Below are 15,879 nucleotides of genomic sequence, written 5' to 3' on the forward strand. Positions count from 1 at the left end.
TGCTGAGTCGGCTGGTCAGCGGGCTGCTCGCCAGGCCCCGCAGGGAAACCGGCGCAGTGCACAGCGGGCCGAGCTGTGCCCCTGCGCCTCGTCACAGTCAGCGACCACGGGTCGGGCGTGCCGCCTGCGGACCGGGAGCGGGACTTCGCCCGGGGTGCTGGAACCGCCTCGGGGGCATCGTTTCCGATTCACGAGGCGAGCGTGCCCCGGAACTGCGCATGAACCTGGGTCACTGCTTGCCGATCGGTTGGATCAGCCGGGGACGTAGGTCTCATCGCCGAAGTCAGCGACGATCTTCGGCTTGCCGCCGAGCGCCTTGACGCACGCAGCGAGGGCGTCGACCTCGCCGCGCTCCAGTTGCCCCTTCTCGATGCGTGAGACGCGAGCCTGGGTGACGCCCATGGCTTCGGCAACCTGGACCTGTGGTGCGCTGCCGCGACTACGTGTTGGAGTACCGCGACGACGCACCATCGCGGTGGTCGAGGCCAAGCGGACCAGCGTCGATGTGGCCGCATGCCGCAGGTATCGAGCAGGCCAAGCGATACGCGACCCGGCTCGGACTCCCGGCGGCCTATGCGACCAACGGGCGGGAGATCCAGGAGATCGAGATCGGCGGCAACCGCCAGAAGGTTTCGTGCTTCCCGCAGCCGGAGGAGCTCCGGACCCGGTACTGCGAGAACGAGGGGATCGCGTCCGAGCTGGAGCGGGAGTTCATGCACTCGCCCTGTTCGACGACAGGCGCGGATTCCGCTGACGCTCGCGACCGGCAGTGGCAAGACCATGGTGGCCTTCCAGTTGGTGTCCAAGCTGCGTCGAAGCTGCCGGAAGGTGGGCGAGATGCCCCGCGTTCTCGTTCCCGGGGACCGAAACGTCCTCGTTGACCAGTCGAAGGACGACTACTTGGAGCCGGTGTTCCGGAATTTGTGCACAAGATCAGCGGCGGCCGAGCACAGCGAGCCGGCACATCCATTTCGCCCTGTACCAGTCACTCGACAGTGAGCGCGGCGACGAGGACGCACTGTTCACCCGGAACGACCGTCGTGACCAGCGGGTGGTTCCCCCGGAAACCGCTGACGGGGACTTCTTTGCCACTGCGCCACCGAGCGGTTTCCACGGGTTCGGCGTTAAGGTCGAGGCGGTGCAGGACATTTACATGGAAACCGGTGACCTGGCCAAGCCCCAGCAGCATCACGGCTGAGCCGCGCGCCGCCTGCGGCCTGAGCAAAAGGACACCGAGCCGGCGTGCTCTTCGCCGTGCTGCGCGACACAATTTCCTGAAACGGAAGCCCCTGGGGAGCCGGAGCCCCAGCCGGACGGGCGGCCAGGTAAACGCCGGGCGGGAAGGCGTTTCCAGCGCATCGACCAGGCGATACGAGGAGGCCTTCTATGCGTGGCTACCCATGGCAGCTGTGCGGCAGCGTGCCACACCGTGTCTGCTCCGGGCACTTGACCCAACCCTCCCCTGGTCCGGATGCGACTCGTGAGTCGATGCCCGATTACGCAGGAGCTGTTTGGCGTGCGTCAAAGCGGCAGACAACCGGCATCATTTGCGCCGATCTACAGAGAATCAGAACGGCGCGAAGTCCGACACCGCACACAGCGGCGTCAGCCCGCACTTACGAGTACCCGGACCATCCCGGTTCCGGACTCCAGATTGGTGAGCGCCTTACCCACGATCGAGCCGGTGGCACGTTCATGCTCGGTGACGCGACGGGCGTGGCCGGGCCTGGAGGACGTGGTGAGCCTGTCCCCGCAGCGGATCGGGCTGGCGGACGCGTCCGCCAGCGCCCACAGCTTGCCCATGAGGGCGACCGGGGCGCCTCCCTCGTGACGGTCCAGGACCAGTGCCGGGTGAACCCCGCACGCTCCTGAGACGATCCCGGCGACACGTGGATCGTAGTCCTGCTCGCACGGACGGATCCGACCCTCATCGTCAATGACCACCACGGTGCCAGGGCAGATCGACGGAGCACCCGCCGTAAGCTCCTCCGCGTAGTCGGCTCCAGGCAGGACGAGGTCACCGCGCACTTCGATGTTGCCCTCTACGAGGACACTTCCTGCAAAGTGCCCGGCAGTGCCCTGTTCCGCCCTCGCGAACAGGCCGGTTCCGTTCTTGGCCACCGCTATCACGCCGGTGCCCAGGTCGCAGGTGCCAAACACCCCGTGGCCGCCCGCAGACGAGCTGATGCCGACGACACCGGCGTGGTTGGGGTTCAGCGACTCCCCCCGTATTCCCTCGCCGTTGTCCGACCGGCCGTAGATCCCTGCGCCGGTCTTGCTGAGTCCGGCGACCCCCGTACCGTTGTCGGCTTGTCCCCAGACCCCCTGGCCCTGGGCTCCGCCGTGAACACCGGTGACTCCGGACTTGCCAACTTCGGACGCGTTACCCCGGACGCCGTCGTTGTGATCACTTACTCCCACCACGCCGATCGCATTGACGTCGGAGAACCCGTGCCCCCAGACGCCGTTGCCCGTGCCCCTACCGTAGAGCCCATTGCCGCTGTCCTCGTTCACGCCGGCGACGCCTGCCTGGCCGGCCGCATGGCTCAACCCGAGTACGCCGTTCCACTGCGTGCTGTCACCCTTGATACCGGGAGTTCCGGGATCGGATGTCATACCTTCGATTGCATTCATGATGCTCTCCTTGCAGGGGGTGCTGCACGGCGTAATCTCCTGCGCTCTGCACAGTCATAACCTGCGGTGAGGACATTCTTCGGAAGTAACGGTCGCAGACTCCTCAACTCGGGGTGATGAGGTTGCGAAGTACCTAAACGCGGCCGACGACGCTGCTGCCTTGACTGAGCGTCATCGCACCGGGCGTCACGTCGCTTTTCCCTGAGACAGGGCCGCGAACGCTCCTGCTCCGGAGAATGGGAAGCGCGTCTCCCCGCTCCCCTCCAGGTTGGGCCCGCATCAATGGAGTTGCAACCGCGTGACCATCCCGCCCGTCGCCTGACGCGGCTAAGTCACCAACCAGAGCGGCCCTCCTGACACAGCACCGAGTTGCATGCCTCGACGCGCAGTTGGACCCTGAAAGGGGGATTGCTCCGAAGGAGGCTACCGCTATGACCAGCATTCAGGGCAAAGGCGACCAACCAGAGGAACCCGGCGTCGTGGGTGAGGCGCAGATCGGTGACGGCGTGCGGGGAGTGAGCCACGCCGAGTACAAGGGCGGAGTCGTCGGCGTAAATGACAACGACACTCCGCGAGCCGGCCCCGGCGTGTACGGACAGAGCCCGGGAACTGGAGTCGTTGGGGAGTCGACGACGTGGCACGGAGTGTTCGGCCATACCACATCCACATCCGGCGGTCACGGAGTGAGCGGTGACGGAGACGTGGGTGTCTCCGGGGTCGGCCGCAAGTGGATCGGGGTGTACGGGGAAACCAACGCCGACCCGAACGTTGGGGCCTCAGGAATCTGGGGCGACGGCAAGGACTCCGGCGACGGCGTAAAGGGACATGCCAAGGCGCCGGGCAAGGCCGGGGTCGCGGGATTTCAATTGGGGAACGCTGGGCCCGGCATCTTCGGGCAGGGCGCTCCCGCAGGGCACTTCCAGGGTGACGTCGTCGTCACCGGGGACTTGGTGTTGCCCGGCGCGGATTACGCCGAGGAACTGACCGTGGCATCCGACGAGGTGACCCCGGGGACGGTCGTCGTCCTCGATGAGGCAGGTCAGATCCGACCGTGCACGAAGGAGTACGACGCGCGTGTCGCCGGTGTCGTCTCCGGTGGCCGCGGCGTGAAGTCCAGCCTGGTGCTGGACCGTCACGATAACGGTGCGCCCGTGGCCTTGATGGGAAAGGTGTGGGCATTGGCCGATGCCAGCACGCATCCGGTTCGTGCCGGGGACATGCTCACCACCTCCGGGCGGCTCGGGCACGCCCAGGTTGTAACCGACCCGTCGCGCGCCTTCGGAGCGATAATCGGTAAGGCTCTCACCGACCTTTCTTCAGGACGTGGACTCGTTCGCGTCCTGGTGACCGCGGGTTGAGGCGATCGCAATGTCGCGCATACGCATGGCAGTCGAGATTCGCAATGAGGCGGCCGTACCGCTCGTCTGGGCCCGGGACGAATTGACCTCGGGAGAGTGGACCGAACCGTGGTACCCCTCCCGCACCGGAACCATCGTCCCCGGGGCAACCGCAGAGTGGCGGGCCGAGGGGGACCTCTTCGTCGCACCGACGTCCGGTACGGAGGGCAGAGTCTGGTACAACCTCGACGGCGACCCAGGGCGACAGTTGTACGTACACTTCGACAGTCCGCTCATCGAGTCGCAGTACGGAAACACGTTCCACGTCTGGGCGCCGCCGGGTTTCGAAGCGGCATACAACGGCGGTCAGGGCCACGAGGCTCGGCTCGTCATCCGCGTTCGGGAGAGCGCACGTCGCCAGGTTCGTGGGTTCACCCCATCGGTCAACGGGTTCCAGTTCTCCAACCATTGGAGTCCCGGCCTTCCCGCGATGACCGTCGGCTTCCTGTGGAATCGGCTGCTCGACGAACTCGGCGGGGACGCCGCCGAGGCCCTGGGCATCGCCCGGGTTGATGACGGATGGCTGCCCCTCACTCAGGCCAGTGCGGGAATGTGCGGCGGAATGACGTTCGCCGCCATGGACTACTTCGCCGCCGGCAAACTCCCGCCCGACGCGATGACGGCGCCGGACTCCGAAGCCGACCCGGTCTTCCAGTTCATCCGAGACCGGCTCCTGGACAGCTTCGACATCACCGGTTCCGGGCACCGATGGCTCGGGTACTCCTCGCCGCACTACCCCAATGGAGATGAAGGATTCATCCAAGTTGCCGGACTGGCCCGCGGCCGCGCCTGGGTGACCTGCCGCGATGAGTGGCCGCGCATCCGTGACGACATCGACGCGGGGCACCTGTCACCGATCGGACTGATCCAGACCGATTCACTCGACATCGGCAAGAACCATCAGGTGCTGGCCTACGCGTACCAGCAGAACGGCCAAGTGGTCCAACTGTGGGTGTACGACAACAACTACCCCCGCCAGGACGACATGCACCTCCAGTTTGACATCACTGACACCTCGGGTGGGGTCGACGTCCAGCGCCTTGGCCCCTATAGGCCCACCGAGCCGCGGATCTTCTGTATCTTCCGCACCAACAACTACAATCCGCATACGCCGCCAGGCGGACGTCAGCTGTCGGTCCGTCAGGTGCTGGAGCGTGCCACCGGACGCAGGTCCGGCCGCCTGCCTGGGGACGTCGCCCTTTCCCGACCGGCCTCCCTGCGTCACTGGCTGAGCAGCGTCTGACCCGTCACTCGGGTCCCCAGCAAGTCATCGGTGGTGTCAGCGAGATCGAAAAGCGCGTCAAAGACGATGGCCCGGCGCTCAGTAGCAGCGGACGATGCGGTGGAAGGCGTGCTGCCAGGCGCGGATGCGCTCCACGTGCCATTACCGACTCGCCTGGTTAGGCGCCTTCTCCACCGGATCTTCAGCCTCCTCATTGCCGCGCTGCCGCTCGGACTGCGGCTGCGGCTGCGGCTGCGGCTGCGGCTGCGGCTGCGGCTGCGGCTGCGGCTGCGGCTGCGGCTGCGGACCGTGCACCCAGCGCCAGCCGACGGCACCCGCCTGTCATCACCTGACGCGACGACATAGCTCACCCTGGCCGTCGGCGTCACTGGGGGCATCTACGGGATGGGTGGCGGTTCCCTGCTCGGCCCGATCCTCGTCGGCCGAGGTGCGCCGGCGGCTACCTCTGCGCCTCCCTCCAACCGTTCCTACCCGAAACCGCGCTCCGGATCCTGCTGGGTACCCTCGCCTTGGGCGTCGGCGCACTCGAACCCACGGCCGACGGATTATGAGTCCTTCGAGGATCTTGGCGGCCCTTGCCGATCATTGCCGACTCACGCCGTTCTTGCAGGTCAGACGTGCTGATCCGTGTCAGTCCTGTGTAGTGCTTGTCGGTCTGTTCCTGTCCTTGTCGCCCCTCAATGGCCCCTGGGAGTCGACGAGTTGGACGCTTGCCACAACAGCAGCCGCGTCCGCCCTGCTCAACCGAGGGGCTGGACCCTTCGCGCATCGGAGTCCCCTACCGACGCGATGACGCTCCATCCCAGGCCACCGGGGTGGAGCACCATCCCTGACGTCACGAGGCGATCCCGCCCACCGGACTGCGCATCGACCTGGGCAGCGGCACGTCGATCGGGTCAGCCGAGTACGTAGCTCTCATCACCGAAGTCAGCGACGATCTTCAGCTTGCCGCCGAGCGCCTTGACGTAGGCAGCGAGGGTGTCGACCTCGCTGCGCTCCAACTGACCTTTCTCGATGCGTGAGACGCGGGCCTGGGTGACACCCATGGCTTCGGCAACCTGGACCTGCGTGGTGTGCTGCCGCTTCCGCAACTCGGCGAGGCGGTGCACACGGGAGGCCAGGACCATTGCCTGCGCCCCCTTCTGGATCTGATCCTTTTCGGCATCGGTGAAGGCGAAATCATCGGCCAGGTCTCCCCAGGAGACGGCCTGCGGGTCCTTGAGGTGATCAGTCATCGTGCCCCGTCCTCTCCATCGATTCGCTTGAGATGCTCCGCGTACGCCTGCTCCGCCTGGGGCACCGCGACGCGGTACCAGCCGGACCAGTTGCCCGCCTTGTCACCGCCGACCAGGATCACGGCCTGGCGATCCGGGTCGAATACGAACAGCAACCGCACTTCCGTGGCCCCTGCCGAGCCGGGGCGGAGCTCCTTGAGGTTGGACAACGCCGAGCCCCTGATCGTATCCACCAGAGGTCGGCCCAGTGCGGGACCTTCCTCCTGAAGGGCAGTGACAGCCTGGCTGACCTGAATCAGGGTGTCGCGGTCAGTACGGCGCAGGCTGTGAAGCCACGAAAGAGCCGGCTCGACCACGACGATCTTCCAAGCCATGCACGCATCCCCATCTGCAATTTATTACACTGGCAGCATACATCACTGACGTTATATTGAGGGAGCGGTTCTCGCGGAAAGAACCGTCCCGGACAGCGATGAAATGTGCGCCTCGCCGGGCGACAGTCAGCAGCGTCGCCCACCCACAGAGCGGGACCGGCCGACTCCTTCACTCTGACGCTCACCGCGACCGCGGCTCTCATCCTCAGAGCCCGAGAAGACGTTGCTATCGTGGGGTGGGGTAGCCCAGCTTCGAGAGGGATCCGCTGATGAAGCCATCCCACACCCGGGTCCTGGCCGAGGCTGCCTATGCAGCCGGAGCCCGTGACCGGCGCGAGGCCGCGACGACGGTGTTGAGGCTGCTCGAGCCGGTGACTCATCACGACGCCGGCGCCCTCATGATCTGGGACCCGAAGGACCATGCGCACCGCGCGCTCGCTGCGGTCACCTACGGCGACGAAACAATTGCCGCACTGGGTGACCGCTATGCGTCGAGCGCCGAGAACCGGCCGGTCCGGGAGCGGCACCTGCCGATGCGGATCGACGACATGCCGGGCGACTACCGGGTGTCCCCGATGTACCGACAGGTGCTCAGACCTGCCGGCTTCGAAGACGGCATGACCGCATGCCTCTTCTCGGACAGCGGGGTGTACACGGGCATGCTGCACTTCTCCGCGGCGGCGCGCGGCGCGTTCCGTGATGACGCGGCCGAACTCCTCAAAGCCCTGGCGCCCGCGCTGGCGCGGATGTGCGACGTGACCCGACGGCAGACCACCGGATGCGTCATACCCTCGGGAGCGAACGCCACCCTGATCGACCACACCGGCCGTGCCTGGGCCGTCGAGTCGTGTGCCCCGGCGCTCGCGCCCACGCAGCCCGACTTCACCGGCTTCCTGCGCCGCTTCATGGCCTCGCCGCAGGTCGCCGCCACCGGGCTGCAGGCGTCGAGCGAAGGATGGCTTACGCTGCAGGTCCTGAAGGTGGCCGATCCGCTGGGACGGCCGGAACCAGCCGTACTGGTGCAGGAGCTTCCGACCGCTGGCCTGCCCCATTCTCTCTCGCCGCGCGAGTACGACATCCTGAACGGGATGGCGGCGGGGTTCTCGAACCAGCAGCTGGCATCGCAGCGAGACGTCTCCCTGCGCACGGTGACCACGCACGTGGAGCGGATCCTGCACAAGATGGGGCAGCCGTCGCGGGCCGGCGCGGTGGCGTCGGCGCTGCGCGACGGGATTCTGCGCCTGGACCGCTGACCACCGCTGTCGGTAGGAATGCGTATTGAGGCGCAAGGTGGCCGAAAGCCATATTCGAGGTGAAGAGAAGCCCGCGCTGAAGGCGGCCCTCACCCGCCGAGCCGGCTGCTGCCGACCCCCGCGTCCTCCCCGCTGTTGCCGCCCACGGCACCGACAGCCGACCGGGGCTCGTTCATCCCTCAGGAGGCCCGGCCATGAACGTTCCAGAAGCTCCGCAAGCAGTGCCCGAAAGACCTGACGGCGCGTGTGACGACAGCGACCGGCTGCACGAGCTCGGTTACGAGCAGGAACTCGCCCGCACGCTCAGCCTGGCCGACGTCGTCATCTATGGCCTGATCTACATGGTGCCGCTCGCCCCCGTCGCGGTGTTCGGCATCGTCTACAACATGGCCGCCGGCGCGGTCGCCGCGGTGTACGTGGTGGCCGCGATCGCGATGCTGTTCAGCGCCATCAGCTACAAGGAGATGGCGGTCCGGTTCCCGGTCGCCGGCTCGGTCTACAGCTACGTACGGATGGGCAGCAACCGCTTCCTCGGGTTCGTCTCCGGGTGGGCCATCCTGCTCGACTACCTGCTGCTGCCCGCGCTGCTGTGCGTCTTCGCCGCCAGCGCGATGACCGGAGTGGTCTCCTGGGTGCCCGCCTGGATCTGGGTGGTGATCTTCGTCGCCGCGACCGCCCTGATCAACATCATGGGCATCAGTGTCACCGCGACGATGAACAAGATCTTCCTCTACATCCAGCTGGTCGTGCTGGCCGTGTTCCTGGTCTGGGCGGCCGTACTCATCCTCCAGGGCCGGGCGCATCTGTCGCTCAACCCGTTCGTCCCCGCCGACGGCGGCTCCTGGTCTCTGGTCCTCGGTGCGGTCCCCGTCGCCGCCCTGAGCTACATCGGCTTCGACGCCATCTCGACACTGAACGAGGAGGCCGAGGGCGGGGGCAGGACCGTCTCCAAGGCCACCATGATCGTCCTCTACCAGGTGACCGCGCTGTTCGTCGTACAGGTCTTCGTGGCGGGCATGCTGGTCCCGAGCGGGATGGAATTCGCCGACGGGGACCCGGTCAACAACGCCTTCTACAACGTGGTGGGCACGGCCATGGCGGGCTGGTTCAAAACGGTCGTCCTGTTGACCGCTGCCCTGATCGCGATCTTCGCCAACACCATCGCTTCCAACGCCACATCCGCCCGCCTGGTCTTCAGCATGGCCCGCGACGGGCAGCTGCCGAAGTTCCTGTCGCGGGTCAGCGAGAGGCACCAGGTGCCCCTCAACGCGATGATCTTCATCGCACTCCTGTCGGTGGGAGTCGGCATTCTCGGCGTGGAGCAGGCGGGACTGCTGACCACCCTGGTGACCTTCGGCGCGATCACTGCCTACGTCCTCCTCCACGTCAGCGTCTTCACCCACTTCGTCGTCCGAGGCGGCAGCCGCCGCTTCTTCGTCCACTGGGTCTCCCCGATCCTCGGCGCCGCACTCCTCCTGGTCGCGCTGTGGAACGCGGACTCCAACGCCAAGATCGTCGGCTCGTGCTGGCTCGTCATCGGCCTCGGCGTGGCGGCGTACTTCAAGCTCACCGGCCGTGCGCTCGGTGGCTCCGACGCCTGACCGCACTCGCGCATACCGCCGGGCAGCACAGGCATCGGCCCGAGACACCGTCACATCGAGGCGAATGCCTCAGTCGCTGCCCGGCGCTCGCGAGCTCCTTCAGCACAAGAAAGGCACACTCCCGTGAGCCCATCGTCCTTGTCCCGTCGCACCGCAACGGTGTTCCAACAGCAGGAGGTGAACTGATGCGCACCAGTGCAGGCCGCTCGGCCGAGCTAATCGAAACGTTCCGTCTGCGCAGCGAGGAACGCCTGCGCGAGGAGTGCACCGACGAGGTCGTCGCTGCCCATGACGCGGCTCCGCTGGGACCGCACGACGACCGCACTCAACGCGTGCTGCGGGCGCTGCGCAGCCTGCCCGTCTCGGGCAAGCACATCGTCTTCTCCGAAGGACCCGACGGCCCCTGGCGCGTGGCGCAGATCGTCCTGGGCATGCCCGGCAACCTGCTCCTGACCGAGCAGTCCTTCGAGGACTACGAAGTCGCCATGCGGTACATCTTCACCGCGCGTGTCGCGGAACTGCAGAACTAGAAAGAAACGAGGAGGGTCATGCCACTCCCCAGCGGCCGCACGACGACCCAGAACGTCTTCGGCTACACCGATCGCTTCTCCGCCCGTCCCGGCGAGCAACTGTCGTTCCACATCAGCTGTGAGGGCCCGTCGGCCTACGACGCCGCCCTGGTGCGCCTGCGACACGGTTACGACGGGCAGGCGGGGCCGGGTTTCCTGGAGACCGAAGTCTCCTCCACCATCGATGGGACGTACGCGGGGCACTACTACGCCTGCCAGCCCGGCTCCTACGTCGAAGTCCCTGACCCGAGGGGCCTGCTGGCGAACCCCGACGCGCTGGTCATCCGCGCCGCCGTCTTCCCGACGCTTCCGCGCGACAACCGTTCAGGGAGCCTGGGCGCCTATCGGGTCAGCCAGAGCTCCGTCGGTTTCACCGGCGAGCGCCAGGCGGTCATGGGCACCTGGGACGAGGCGACCATGACCGGCTGGGCCCTGCTGCTCGATGACGGCAAGCCGTCCGTCGTATGGAGTGAGGGCGGTCAGCGGCGGACCCTCACCCTGGAACAGGAGCTGACGGCCCACCAGTGGTACCGGCTGGAGGTCGAACTGCCACGGTCGGCGGGGCAGATCACTCTGCGGCAGACCCCGTTGGACCACTGCGCGGACCGGGTGGCACCGGCCGCCGCAGCCGCCGTATCCGAGCAGGCGAGCGCAGCCGCCTCGGGAGTCTGGACGGCTTCCTCGATGCCGTTCCGTATCGGCGCGCTGGCTCGCGGAGACGGTGACCGGCTGCTCGCGGCCACCGCGTTCAACGGGAAGATCGGTGGCGTCCGCGTCGAACGCGCCACCGACGACGCCCTCAAGGTGCGTGAGCCGGTGGCTGCCTGGCATTTCGGCCGTAGCCGGCGCCCCGACGGGCTGCTGCTGTGGGATGTGGTCGACGAGGGGCCGCACATGCTGCACGGCCGCTGTGTCAACACGCCCGTCCGGGGCGTCACCGGGCCCGAGTTCCAAGGTGTCGTGGAGGACTTCCGGCTTGCGCCCGACCAGTTCGACGCCATCCACTTCCACGACGACGACATCGCTGACGCCCAGTGGCCCGCGGCGTTCACCTTCGAGGTGCCCGAGGACCTGCCCAGCGGCGTCTACGCGGTGCGGCTGCGGGCCGAGGGCATCGAGCAGCACGTGCCCTTCCTCGTAGGGCCGGGCCGCCGCCGCAAGGACGTCGCCGTCCTGTTCCCCACGGCGACCTACTTGGCGTATGCCAACGACAGGATCGCATTCGAGGCGGACGGCATGGAGATGCTCCTCGGGCACACGCCCATCGTCCACAAGGAAGACCTGGTCCTGCAGGACCACCCCGAGTTCGGCCGTTCCCTCTACGAGATCCACAACGACGGGTCCGGCGTGGTGTTCGGCAGCGTCCGCCGTCCGCTGATCAGCCTGCAGCCGCGGTACCGCGCCTCGTTCATGAGCGAAGGCCCCTGGGGCCTGCCCGCCGACCTGTCCCTCGTGCACTGGCTGGAGACCGCGGAGTGCGAGTTCGACGCCCTCACAGACGAGGACCTCGACCGGGAAGGCCACGACCTGCTGCGCGACTACCGCGTCGTGATCACCGGAAGCCACCCCGAATACGTCACGCGGCGCGAGCTCGACGCCCTTGAGGAGTTCACCGCGAACGGCGGCCGGCTGATGTACCTGGGCGGCAACGGGTTCTTCGCGACCGTCTCCTACGACCCCGACGCCCCCCACCTGATGGAGCTGCGCCGGGCCGACGGCGGCACCCGCCCCCACCAGTCACCCTTCGCCGAACGCCGCCACACCACCTCGGGCGAGGCCAGCGGCCTGTGGCGCAACAAGGGCAAGGCCCCGCAGCGTCTGGTGGGAGTCGGCATGGCGGCCCAGGGCTTCGACCGCTGCACCTACTACGAGCGCCTCGCGGACAGCCGGGATCCGCGTGCGGCCTTCGTCTTCGAAGGCGTCGGCGAGAACGAGCTCCTGGGCGACTTCGGCATCATCGGCGGCGGCGCGGCCGGCGCCGAGATCGACTGCTGGAACCCGGCGCTCGGCTCGCCACCCGGAACCCTGGTCCTGGCCACTTCCGGGCCCTTCTCCGACAACTACCTGCTGGTGACCGAGGAGATCTTCGAGATGCTCCCGGGGATGGGCGGAACCGAGCAGCCGGCGGTCCGCTCGGACATGGTCTACTGCGCGCTGGAGGGCGGCGGCGGATTCTTCTCGGTCGGCTCCATCGCCTGGACCGGGTCGCTTTCCCACAACGGATACGACAACAACATCGCGAAGATCACAGGCAACATACTGCGGCGCTTCCTCGATGACCAGCCGCTGTAGGCCCCCCTGCCGTCGAAGGCGTCCCGCTCCGCTAGGCGGAGCGGGACGGGAACGCCCCGGTGGTGGACGTCCGCGGTGTCTGCCGCCGACAGACCGGGGCTGCCCGTGGCCGCGTATTGGCCGACGAGCCTCGCTGTGGATCGCAGCCGATGCCGCGCACCGGCTACCGGGACAACAAACGGGTTGTAGACACCGTCGGCCTGGACACGTCTGCGCCGTCCCGGCCCCTGTACGGCCCCTGGATCTTGGCATCGGCCCTCACGGCAGTCGCCCGGACGGCGAGCGACACCCTCGATCATCCACTCAGCCGCAGGTCAGAGGGGTTGGAGCTCCCCTGAGCGCCGCCCGACTCCAAACCCGCGAGCAGCGGATTCAGTCCATCCAGGCGAAGTTGACGCTCCGACAGGGCAAAATGAACGTTTCCGCAGGTCAGGAGCCTGCAAAGGTGGGGCGGGTGGGACTCGAACCCACGGCCGACGGATTATGAGTCCGCTGCTCTAACCGGCTGAGCTACCGCCCCATAGCGGCGTGTCGCGTACATGTGTGCGCGCCGTCTGCCGCAGCATAGCCGCTCATACGATCTCACGCTCCGGCTGGCCTGCCTTGCCGCGGCCGCGAGGACAGCGCCTCTGGCCTGCACGGTTCCGCCGGCGTGACACCACATGAAAAAGGACCCTCATGGGGTCCTCGTTCACGATGCTCCCCCGACTGGACTCGAACCAGTAACCTGCCGGTTAACAGCCGGCTGCTCTGCCAATTGAGCTACAGGGGACCGAGCTCCCCCGACTGGACTCGAACCAGTAACCTGCCGGTTAACAGCCGGCTGCTCTGCCAATTGAGCTACAGGGGAATGCCTCGTTGCATCGATCGCGGCTACCTGGGTATTCGCCAGGGGGCGCGCGCTCGCTGCGACACATACATTAGCGCAAGCAGGGGGGTGCTCCGCCAATCGGTTCCCTCCGGCGCCGTGCCAGGGACCTACACGAGGGAAGGGTGGCAGTCATGCGCTACAAGCTCACGTTCGTCGTCGGGCTGGCTCTGGGTTACGTGCTCGGCACGCGTGCCGGGCGCGAGCGCTACGAGAAGCTGAAGAAGTCCGCCCGGCAGGTCGCCCAGAACCCGGCCGTGCGCAACACCGCCGAGACCGCCGCCCAGCAGGGCAGGCAGTACGCGGGCAAGGCCTACCACGCGGTCAGCGACAAGGTCGGCGACCGGATGCCCGAGTCCGTGTCCAGCCGGGTCCGCTCGCTGAAGGACCGCAGCGCCCACAACGGCGGGGCCGACGACTGGGGCAGCAGCAACACCTGAGGCCCTGGCGGCGACGCCCGCGACGGCGACACCGGCAGTAGCGCCCGGCGGCGGATCCCGCAGCCGGGCCGGTGTCGTGCGTCCATGGCCGGCCTCGGCGTCCGCCCCCGGGCCGTCCACGCGACGCCCCGCCTCGCCCCGCCCCGCTCGTCCGTCCGCCGTCCCCGTCGCCGCGCAAACGCCGCGCCCTCGGCAGTCTCGGAGGGCGCGGCGAGCTGTGTCACCAGGCACGACAGGGGCGCGCCGGCCCCGCGCCCGGCGTCCCGCCCCGCCCGACGGGCGAACCCGGGCGAAGAGTGCGGCAGAATTTTCAGCATGGGGATAGTCGCCGGGTTGGACAGTTCGCCCGATTTCACTCGTATCGTCGTCTGCGACGCGGACACCGGAGCCGTGCTCCGGCAGGGATACGCGCCGCATCCGGTGGAGGGCGCCGAGGGCGGCGGGCGGCCCTCCGACGTCGATCCGCAGGCCTGGCTGCTGTCCCTGGGCGAGGCCGCGGGCGGCGGTCTGCTGGAGGGGGTGCAGGCCATCGGCGTGTCCTCGCAGCAGAACGCCGTCGTCCCCCTGGACTCGCAGGGCAACACCGTGCGGCCCGCGATGGTCGGCGGGGACAAACGGGCGCAGGTCGCGGCGGCGGACCTGGTGGACGCTCTCGGCGGGCGCGAGGCATGGGCGCAGGCCGTGGGATGCGTGCCGCAGGCCGCCCAGCCGGTGACCAAGCTGCGCTGGCTGGCGAAGAACGAGCCCGAGGCCGCAGCCCGGACCGCGGTGCTGCTCCAGGCCCACGACTGGCTGGTGTGGCAGTTGCTCGGACGGCCCGTGAGACGGACCACCGACCGGGGCGGGGCCTCCGGGACCGGCTACTGGTCGGCCGCCACCGGCGGTTACCGGCCCGAGCTGGTGGAGCTGGCGCTCGGTCACCAGGTGATGCTGCCGGAGGTGATCGGGCCCTCCGACGCCGCCGGCACCACGCCCGAGGGGCTGCTGATCTCCGCCGGGACGGGCGAGACGATGGCCGCGGCCCTGGGACTGGGCATCGGGCGGGGCGACGCCGTGGTGTCCCTCGGCGCGTCCGGCTCCGTGATGGCCGTGCACCCCGAGGCGCTGGTCGACCAGAGCGGGATGATCACCTCCCTGGCCGACGCGACGGGGATGCATCTGCCCGTCGTCACCACGCTGAACGCGGTGCGGACCCTGCGCGGGGCGGCGGAGCTGGTGGGAGCGCCCGATCTGGAGGCGCTGTCGGACCTGGCGATGAAGTCGACGCCCGGCTCGCACGGCCTCGTCATGCTGCCCTATCTGGAGGGCGAGCGGACGCCGAACCTGCCGCACACCGCCGGGACGCTGGCCGGGCTGCGGCGCGAGTCCATGAAGCCGGAGCACTTCGCGCGGGCCGCGTTCGAGGGGATGCTGTGCGGGCTCGCGGACGCGCTGGACGTGCTGCGCGGCCGGGGTGTGGACGTCCGGCGGATCTTCCTGCTCGGGGCCGCGGCGGAGCTGCCCGCGGTGCAGGCGGCGGCGCCCGCGCTGTTCGGGGCCCAGGTGGTCGTTCCGCAGCCCGCGGACTACGCGGCGATCGGGGCGGCCCGGCAGGCCGCGTGGGCGCTCGGCGCCTCGCAGGGCACGCTCGACCCCCGGACCCCGCCGGCCTGGCAGGGTGCGGCGGCGCAGGTGCTGGACCCGGGCGAGGAACTGGCCGTGGGGCAGGCGGTGCGGCAGCAGTTCGTCTCGGTGCGGGAGCAGACGCATCCGGGGGCGTTCCGCGCGTAGGGGCCACGCGTAGGGGTCGCCTACGGGCCGCGTGCCTCGGTGCGTGAGTGCGTGAAGGCGTGAAGGCGTGAGGGGGGCGAGCGCCCTGGCGGCGGGAGCACGTCGGCGCCGGAGCACGTGAGCGCCCCCGGCGCGGAAGCAGGTGCGCGCGTGCGCCTCCGGGGAGGGCGGGGCGCATCGGGGTGTGCGGAGCGCATCGGGGT

General features: G+C 68.4%; 13 protein-coding genes, 3 tRNA genes and 1 pseudogene. 10 read left to right on the forward strand and 7 right to left on the reverse strand.

Annotation, left to right across the window (positions count from 1 at the left end; translation table 11 throughout):
• Positions 1–252: 252 nt before the first annotated feature.
• Positions 253–471, reverse strand: coding sequence for an XRE family transcriptional regulator (locus OG802_RS11110; RefSeq protein WP_329417023.1), 219 nt, complete (start codon positions 469–471; stop codon positions 253–255).
• Positions 472–780: 309 nt separating this feature from the next.
• On the opposite strand from OG802_RS11110, the gene OG802_RS35935 reads away from it, so the two are divergent.
• Positions 781–999: a hypothetical protein gene (locus OG802_RS35935; RefSeq protein WP_443055218.1), complete on the forward strand. Its 219-nt coding sequence runs from the start codon at positions 781–783 to the stop codon at positions 997–999.
• Positions 1,000–1,605: 606 nt separating this feature from the next.
• Here OG802_RS35935 and OG802_RS11115 read toward each other — a convergent pair.
• Positions 1,606–2,634 (reverse strand): hypothetical protein, encoded by a 1,029-nt coding sequence (locus tag OG802_RS11115; RefSeq protein ID WP_329409575.1) that lies wholly within the window; start codon positions 2,632–2,634, stop codon positions 1,606–1,608.
• A gap of 431 nt (positions 2,635–3,065) precedes the next feature.
• On the opposite strand from OG802_RS11115, the gene OG802_RS11120 reads away from it, so the two are divergent.
• The 3 genes and pseudogenes from OG802_RS11120 to OG802_RS11135 all read left to right on the forward strand — a co-directional run.
• On the forward strand, positions 3,066–3,992 hold the full coding sequence (locus OG802_RS11120) for a hypothetical protein (protein ID WP_329409577.1): 927 nt from the start codon (positions 3,066–3,068) through the stop codon (positions 3,990–3,992).
• Between the two features lie 25 nt (positions 3,993–4,017).
• Positions 4,018–5,274 (forward strand): hypothetical protein, encoded by a 1,257-nt coding sequence (locus tag OG802_RS11125; protein WP_329409579.1) that lies wholly within the window; start codon positions 4,018–4,020, stop codon positions 5,272–5,274.
• Between the two features lie 99 nt (positions 5,275–5,373).
• Positions 5,374–5,825: pseudogene (locus OG802_RS11135) on the forward strand (hypothetical protein); the annotation flags it as partial.
• Positions 5,826–6,170: 345 nt separating this feature from the next.
• Here OG802_RS11135 and OG802_RS11140 read toward each other — a convergent pair.
• Both OG802_RS11140 and OG802_RS11145 read right to left on the reverse strand, forming a co-directional pair.
• The gene (locus OG802_RS11140; protein WP_329409581.1) at positions 6,171–6,509 is read right to left on the reverse strand and encodes a helix-turn-helix domain-containing protein; all 339 of its coding nucleotides are present in this window, start codon (positions 6,507–6,509) and stop codon (positions 6,171–6,173) included.
• Complete coding sequence (locus OG802_RS11145) at positions 6,506–6,883, reverse strand: type II toxin-antitoxin system RelE/ParE family toxin (RefSeq protein WP_329409583.1); 378 nt, start codon at positions 6,881–6,883, stop codon at positions 6,506–6,508. Before OG802_RS11145 ends, OG802_RS11140 begins: the two co-directional genes overlap by 4 nt.
• Positions 6,884–7,152: 269 nt before the next feature.
• On the opposite strand from OG802_RS11145, the gene OG802_RS11150 reads away from it, so the two are divergent.
• The 4 genes from OG802_RS11150 to OG802_RS11165 all read left to right on the forward strand — a co-directional run bounded on the left by OG802_RS11150 (position 7,153) and on the right by OG802_RS11165 (position 12,598).
• Positions 7,153–8,136: a response regulator transcription factor gene (locus OG802_RS11150; RefSeq protein ID WP_329409585.1), complete on the forward strand. Its 984-nt coding sequence runs from the start codon at positions 7,153–7,155 to the stop codon at positions 8,134–8,136.
• Between the two features lie 221 nt (positions 8,137–8,357).
• The gene (locus OG802_RS11155) at positions 8,358–9,737 is read left to right on the forward strand and encodes an APC family permease (protein WP_329409587.1); all 1,380 of its coding nucleotides are present in this window, start codon (positions 8,358–8,360) and stop codon (positions 9,735–9,737) included.
• A 185-nt stretch (positions 9,738–9,922) separates the two neighbouring features.
• Positions 9,923–10,267, forward strand: coding sequence for a hypothetical protein (locus OG802_RS11160; protein ID WP_329409589.1), 345 nt, complete (start codon positions 9,923–9,925; stop codon positions 10,265–10,267).
• Between the two features lie 18 nt (positions 10,268–10,285).
• Positions 10,286–12,598 carry a N,N-dimethylformamidase beta subunit family domain-containing protein gene (locus tag OG802_RS11165; RefSeq protein ID WP_329409591.1) on the forward strand — a complete coding sequence of 771 codons (2,313 nt, stop codon included), beginning with the start codon at positions 10,286–10,288 and terminating at the stop codon, positions 12,596–12,598.
• Between the two features lie 446 nt (positions 12,599–13,044).
• On the opposite strand, the gene OG802_RS11170 is transcribed toward OG802_RS11165, so the two are convergent.
• The 3 genes from OG802_RS11170 to OG802_RS11180 form a co-directional block, all read right to left on the reverse strand.
• Positions 13,045–13,118: transfer RNA gene (locus tag OG802_RS11170), tRNA-Ile, on the reverse strand.
• Positions 13,119–13,297: 179 nt separating this feature from the next.
• Positions 13,298–13,370, reverse strand: a tRNA-Asn gene (locus OG802_RS11175).
• A 5-nt stretch (positions 13,371–13,375) separates the two neighbouring features.
• Positions 13,376–13,448: transfer RNA gene (locus OG802_RS11180), tRNA-Asn, on the reverse strand.
• A gap of 152 nt (positions 13,449–13,600) precedes the next feature.
• Between OG802_RS11180 and OG802_RS11185 the strand changes: the two genes are divergently transcribed.
• Positions 13,601–13,906 carry a YtxH domain-containing protein gene (locus OG802_RS11185; RefSeq protein WP_329409593.1) on the forward strand — a complete coding sequence of 102 codons (306 nt, stop codon included), beginning with the start codon at positions 13,601–13,603 and terminating at the stop codon, positions 13,904–13,906.
• Between the two features lie 315 nt (positions 13,907–14,221).
• Positions 14,222–15,676 (forward strand): xylulokinase, encoded by a 1,455-nt coding sequence (locus OG802_RS11190; RefSeq protein WP_329409595.1) that lies wholly within the window; start codon positions 14,222–14,224, stop codon positions 15,674–15,676.
• Positions 15,677–15,879 lie beyond the last annotated feature (203 nt).

The sequence above is a fragment of the Streptomyces sp. NBC_00704 genome, from assembly GCF_036226605.1.
Lineage (GTDB): Bacteria > Actinomycetota > Actinomycetes > Streptomycetales > Streptomycetaceae > Streptomyces.

Excerpts from the sequence above, each read along its gene's own strand:
- OG802_RS11190 (WP_329409595.1), top strand. The coding sequence starts at position 14,222 with ATGGGGATAGTCGCCGGGTTGGACAGTTCGCCCGATTTCACTCGTATC.
- OG802_RS11110 (WP_329417023.1), bottom strand. The coding sequence starts at position 471 with ATGGTGCGTCGTCGCGGTACTCCAACACGTAGTCGCGGCAGCGCACCA.
- OG802_RS11185 (WP_329409593.1), top strand. The coding sequence starts at position 13,601 with ATGCGCTACAAGCTCACGTTCGTCGTCGGGCTGGCTCTGGGTTACGTG.
- OG802_RS11125 (WP_329409579.1), top strand. The coding sequence starts at position 4,018 with ATGGCAGTCGAGATTCGCAATGAGGCGGCCGTACCGCTCGTCTGGGCC.
- OG802_RS11150 (WP_329409585.1), top strand. The coding sequence starts at position 7,153 with ATGAAGCCATCCCACACCCGGGTCCTGGCCGAGGCTGCCTATGCAGCC.
- OG802_RS11145 (WP_329409583.1), bottom strand. The coding sequence starts at position 6,883 with ATGGCTTGGAAGATCGTCGTGGTCGAGCCGGCTCTTTCGTGGCTTCAC.
- OG802_RS11140 (WP_329409581.1), bottom strand. The coding sequence starts at position 6,509 with ATGACTGATCACCTCAAGGACCCGCAGGCCGTCTCCTGGGGAGACCTG.
- OG802_RS11160 (WP_329409589.1), top strand. The coding sequence starts at position 9,923 with ATGCGCACCAGTGCAGGCCGCTCGGCCGAGCTAATCGAAACGTTCCGT.
- OG802_RS11115 (WP_329409575.1), bottom strand. The coding sequence starts at position 2,634 with ATGAATGCAATCGAAGGTATGACATCCGATCCCGGAACTCCCGGTATC.
- OG802_RS11120 (WP_329409577.1), top strand. The coding sequence starts at position 3,066 with ATGACCAGCATTCAGGGCAAAGGCGACCAACCAGAGGAACCCGGCGTC.
- OG802_RS11165 (WP_329409591.1), top strand. The coding sequence starts at position 10,286 with ATGCCACTCCCCAGCGGCCGCACGACGACCCAGAACGTCTTCGGCTAC.
- OG802_RS35935 (WP_443055218.1), top strand. The coding sequence starts at position 781 with ATGGTGGCCTTCCAGTTGGTGTCCAAGCTGCGTCGAAGCTGCCGGAAG.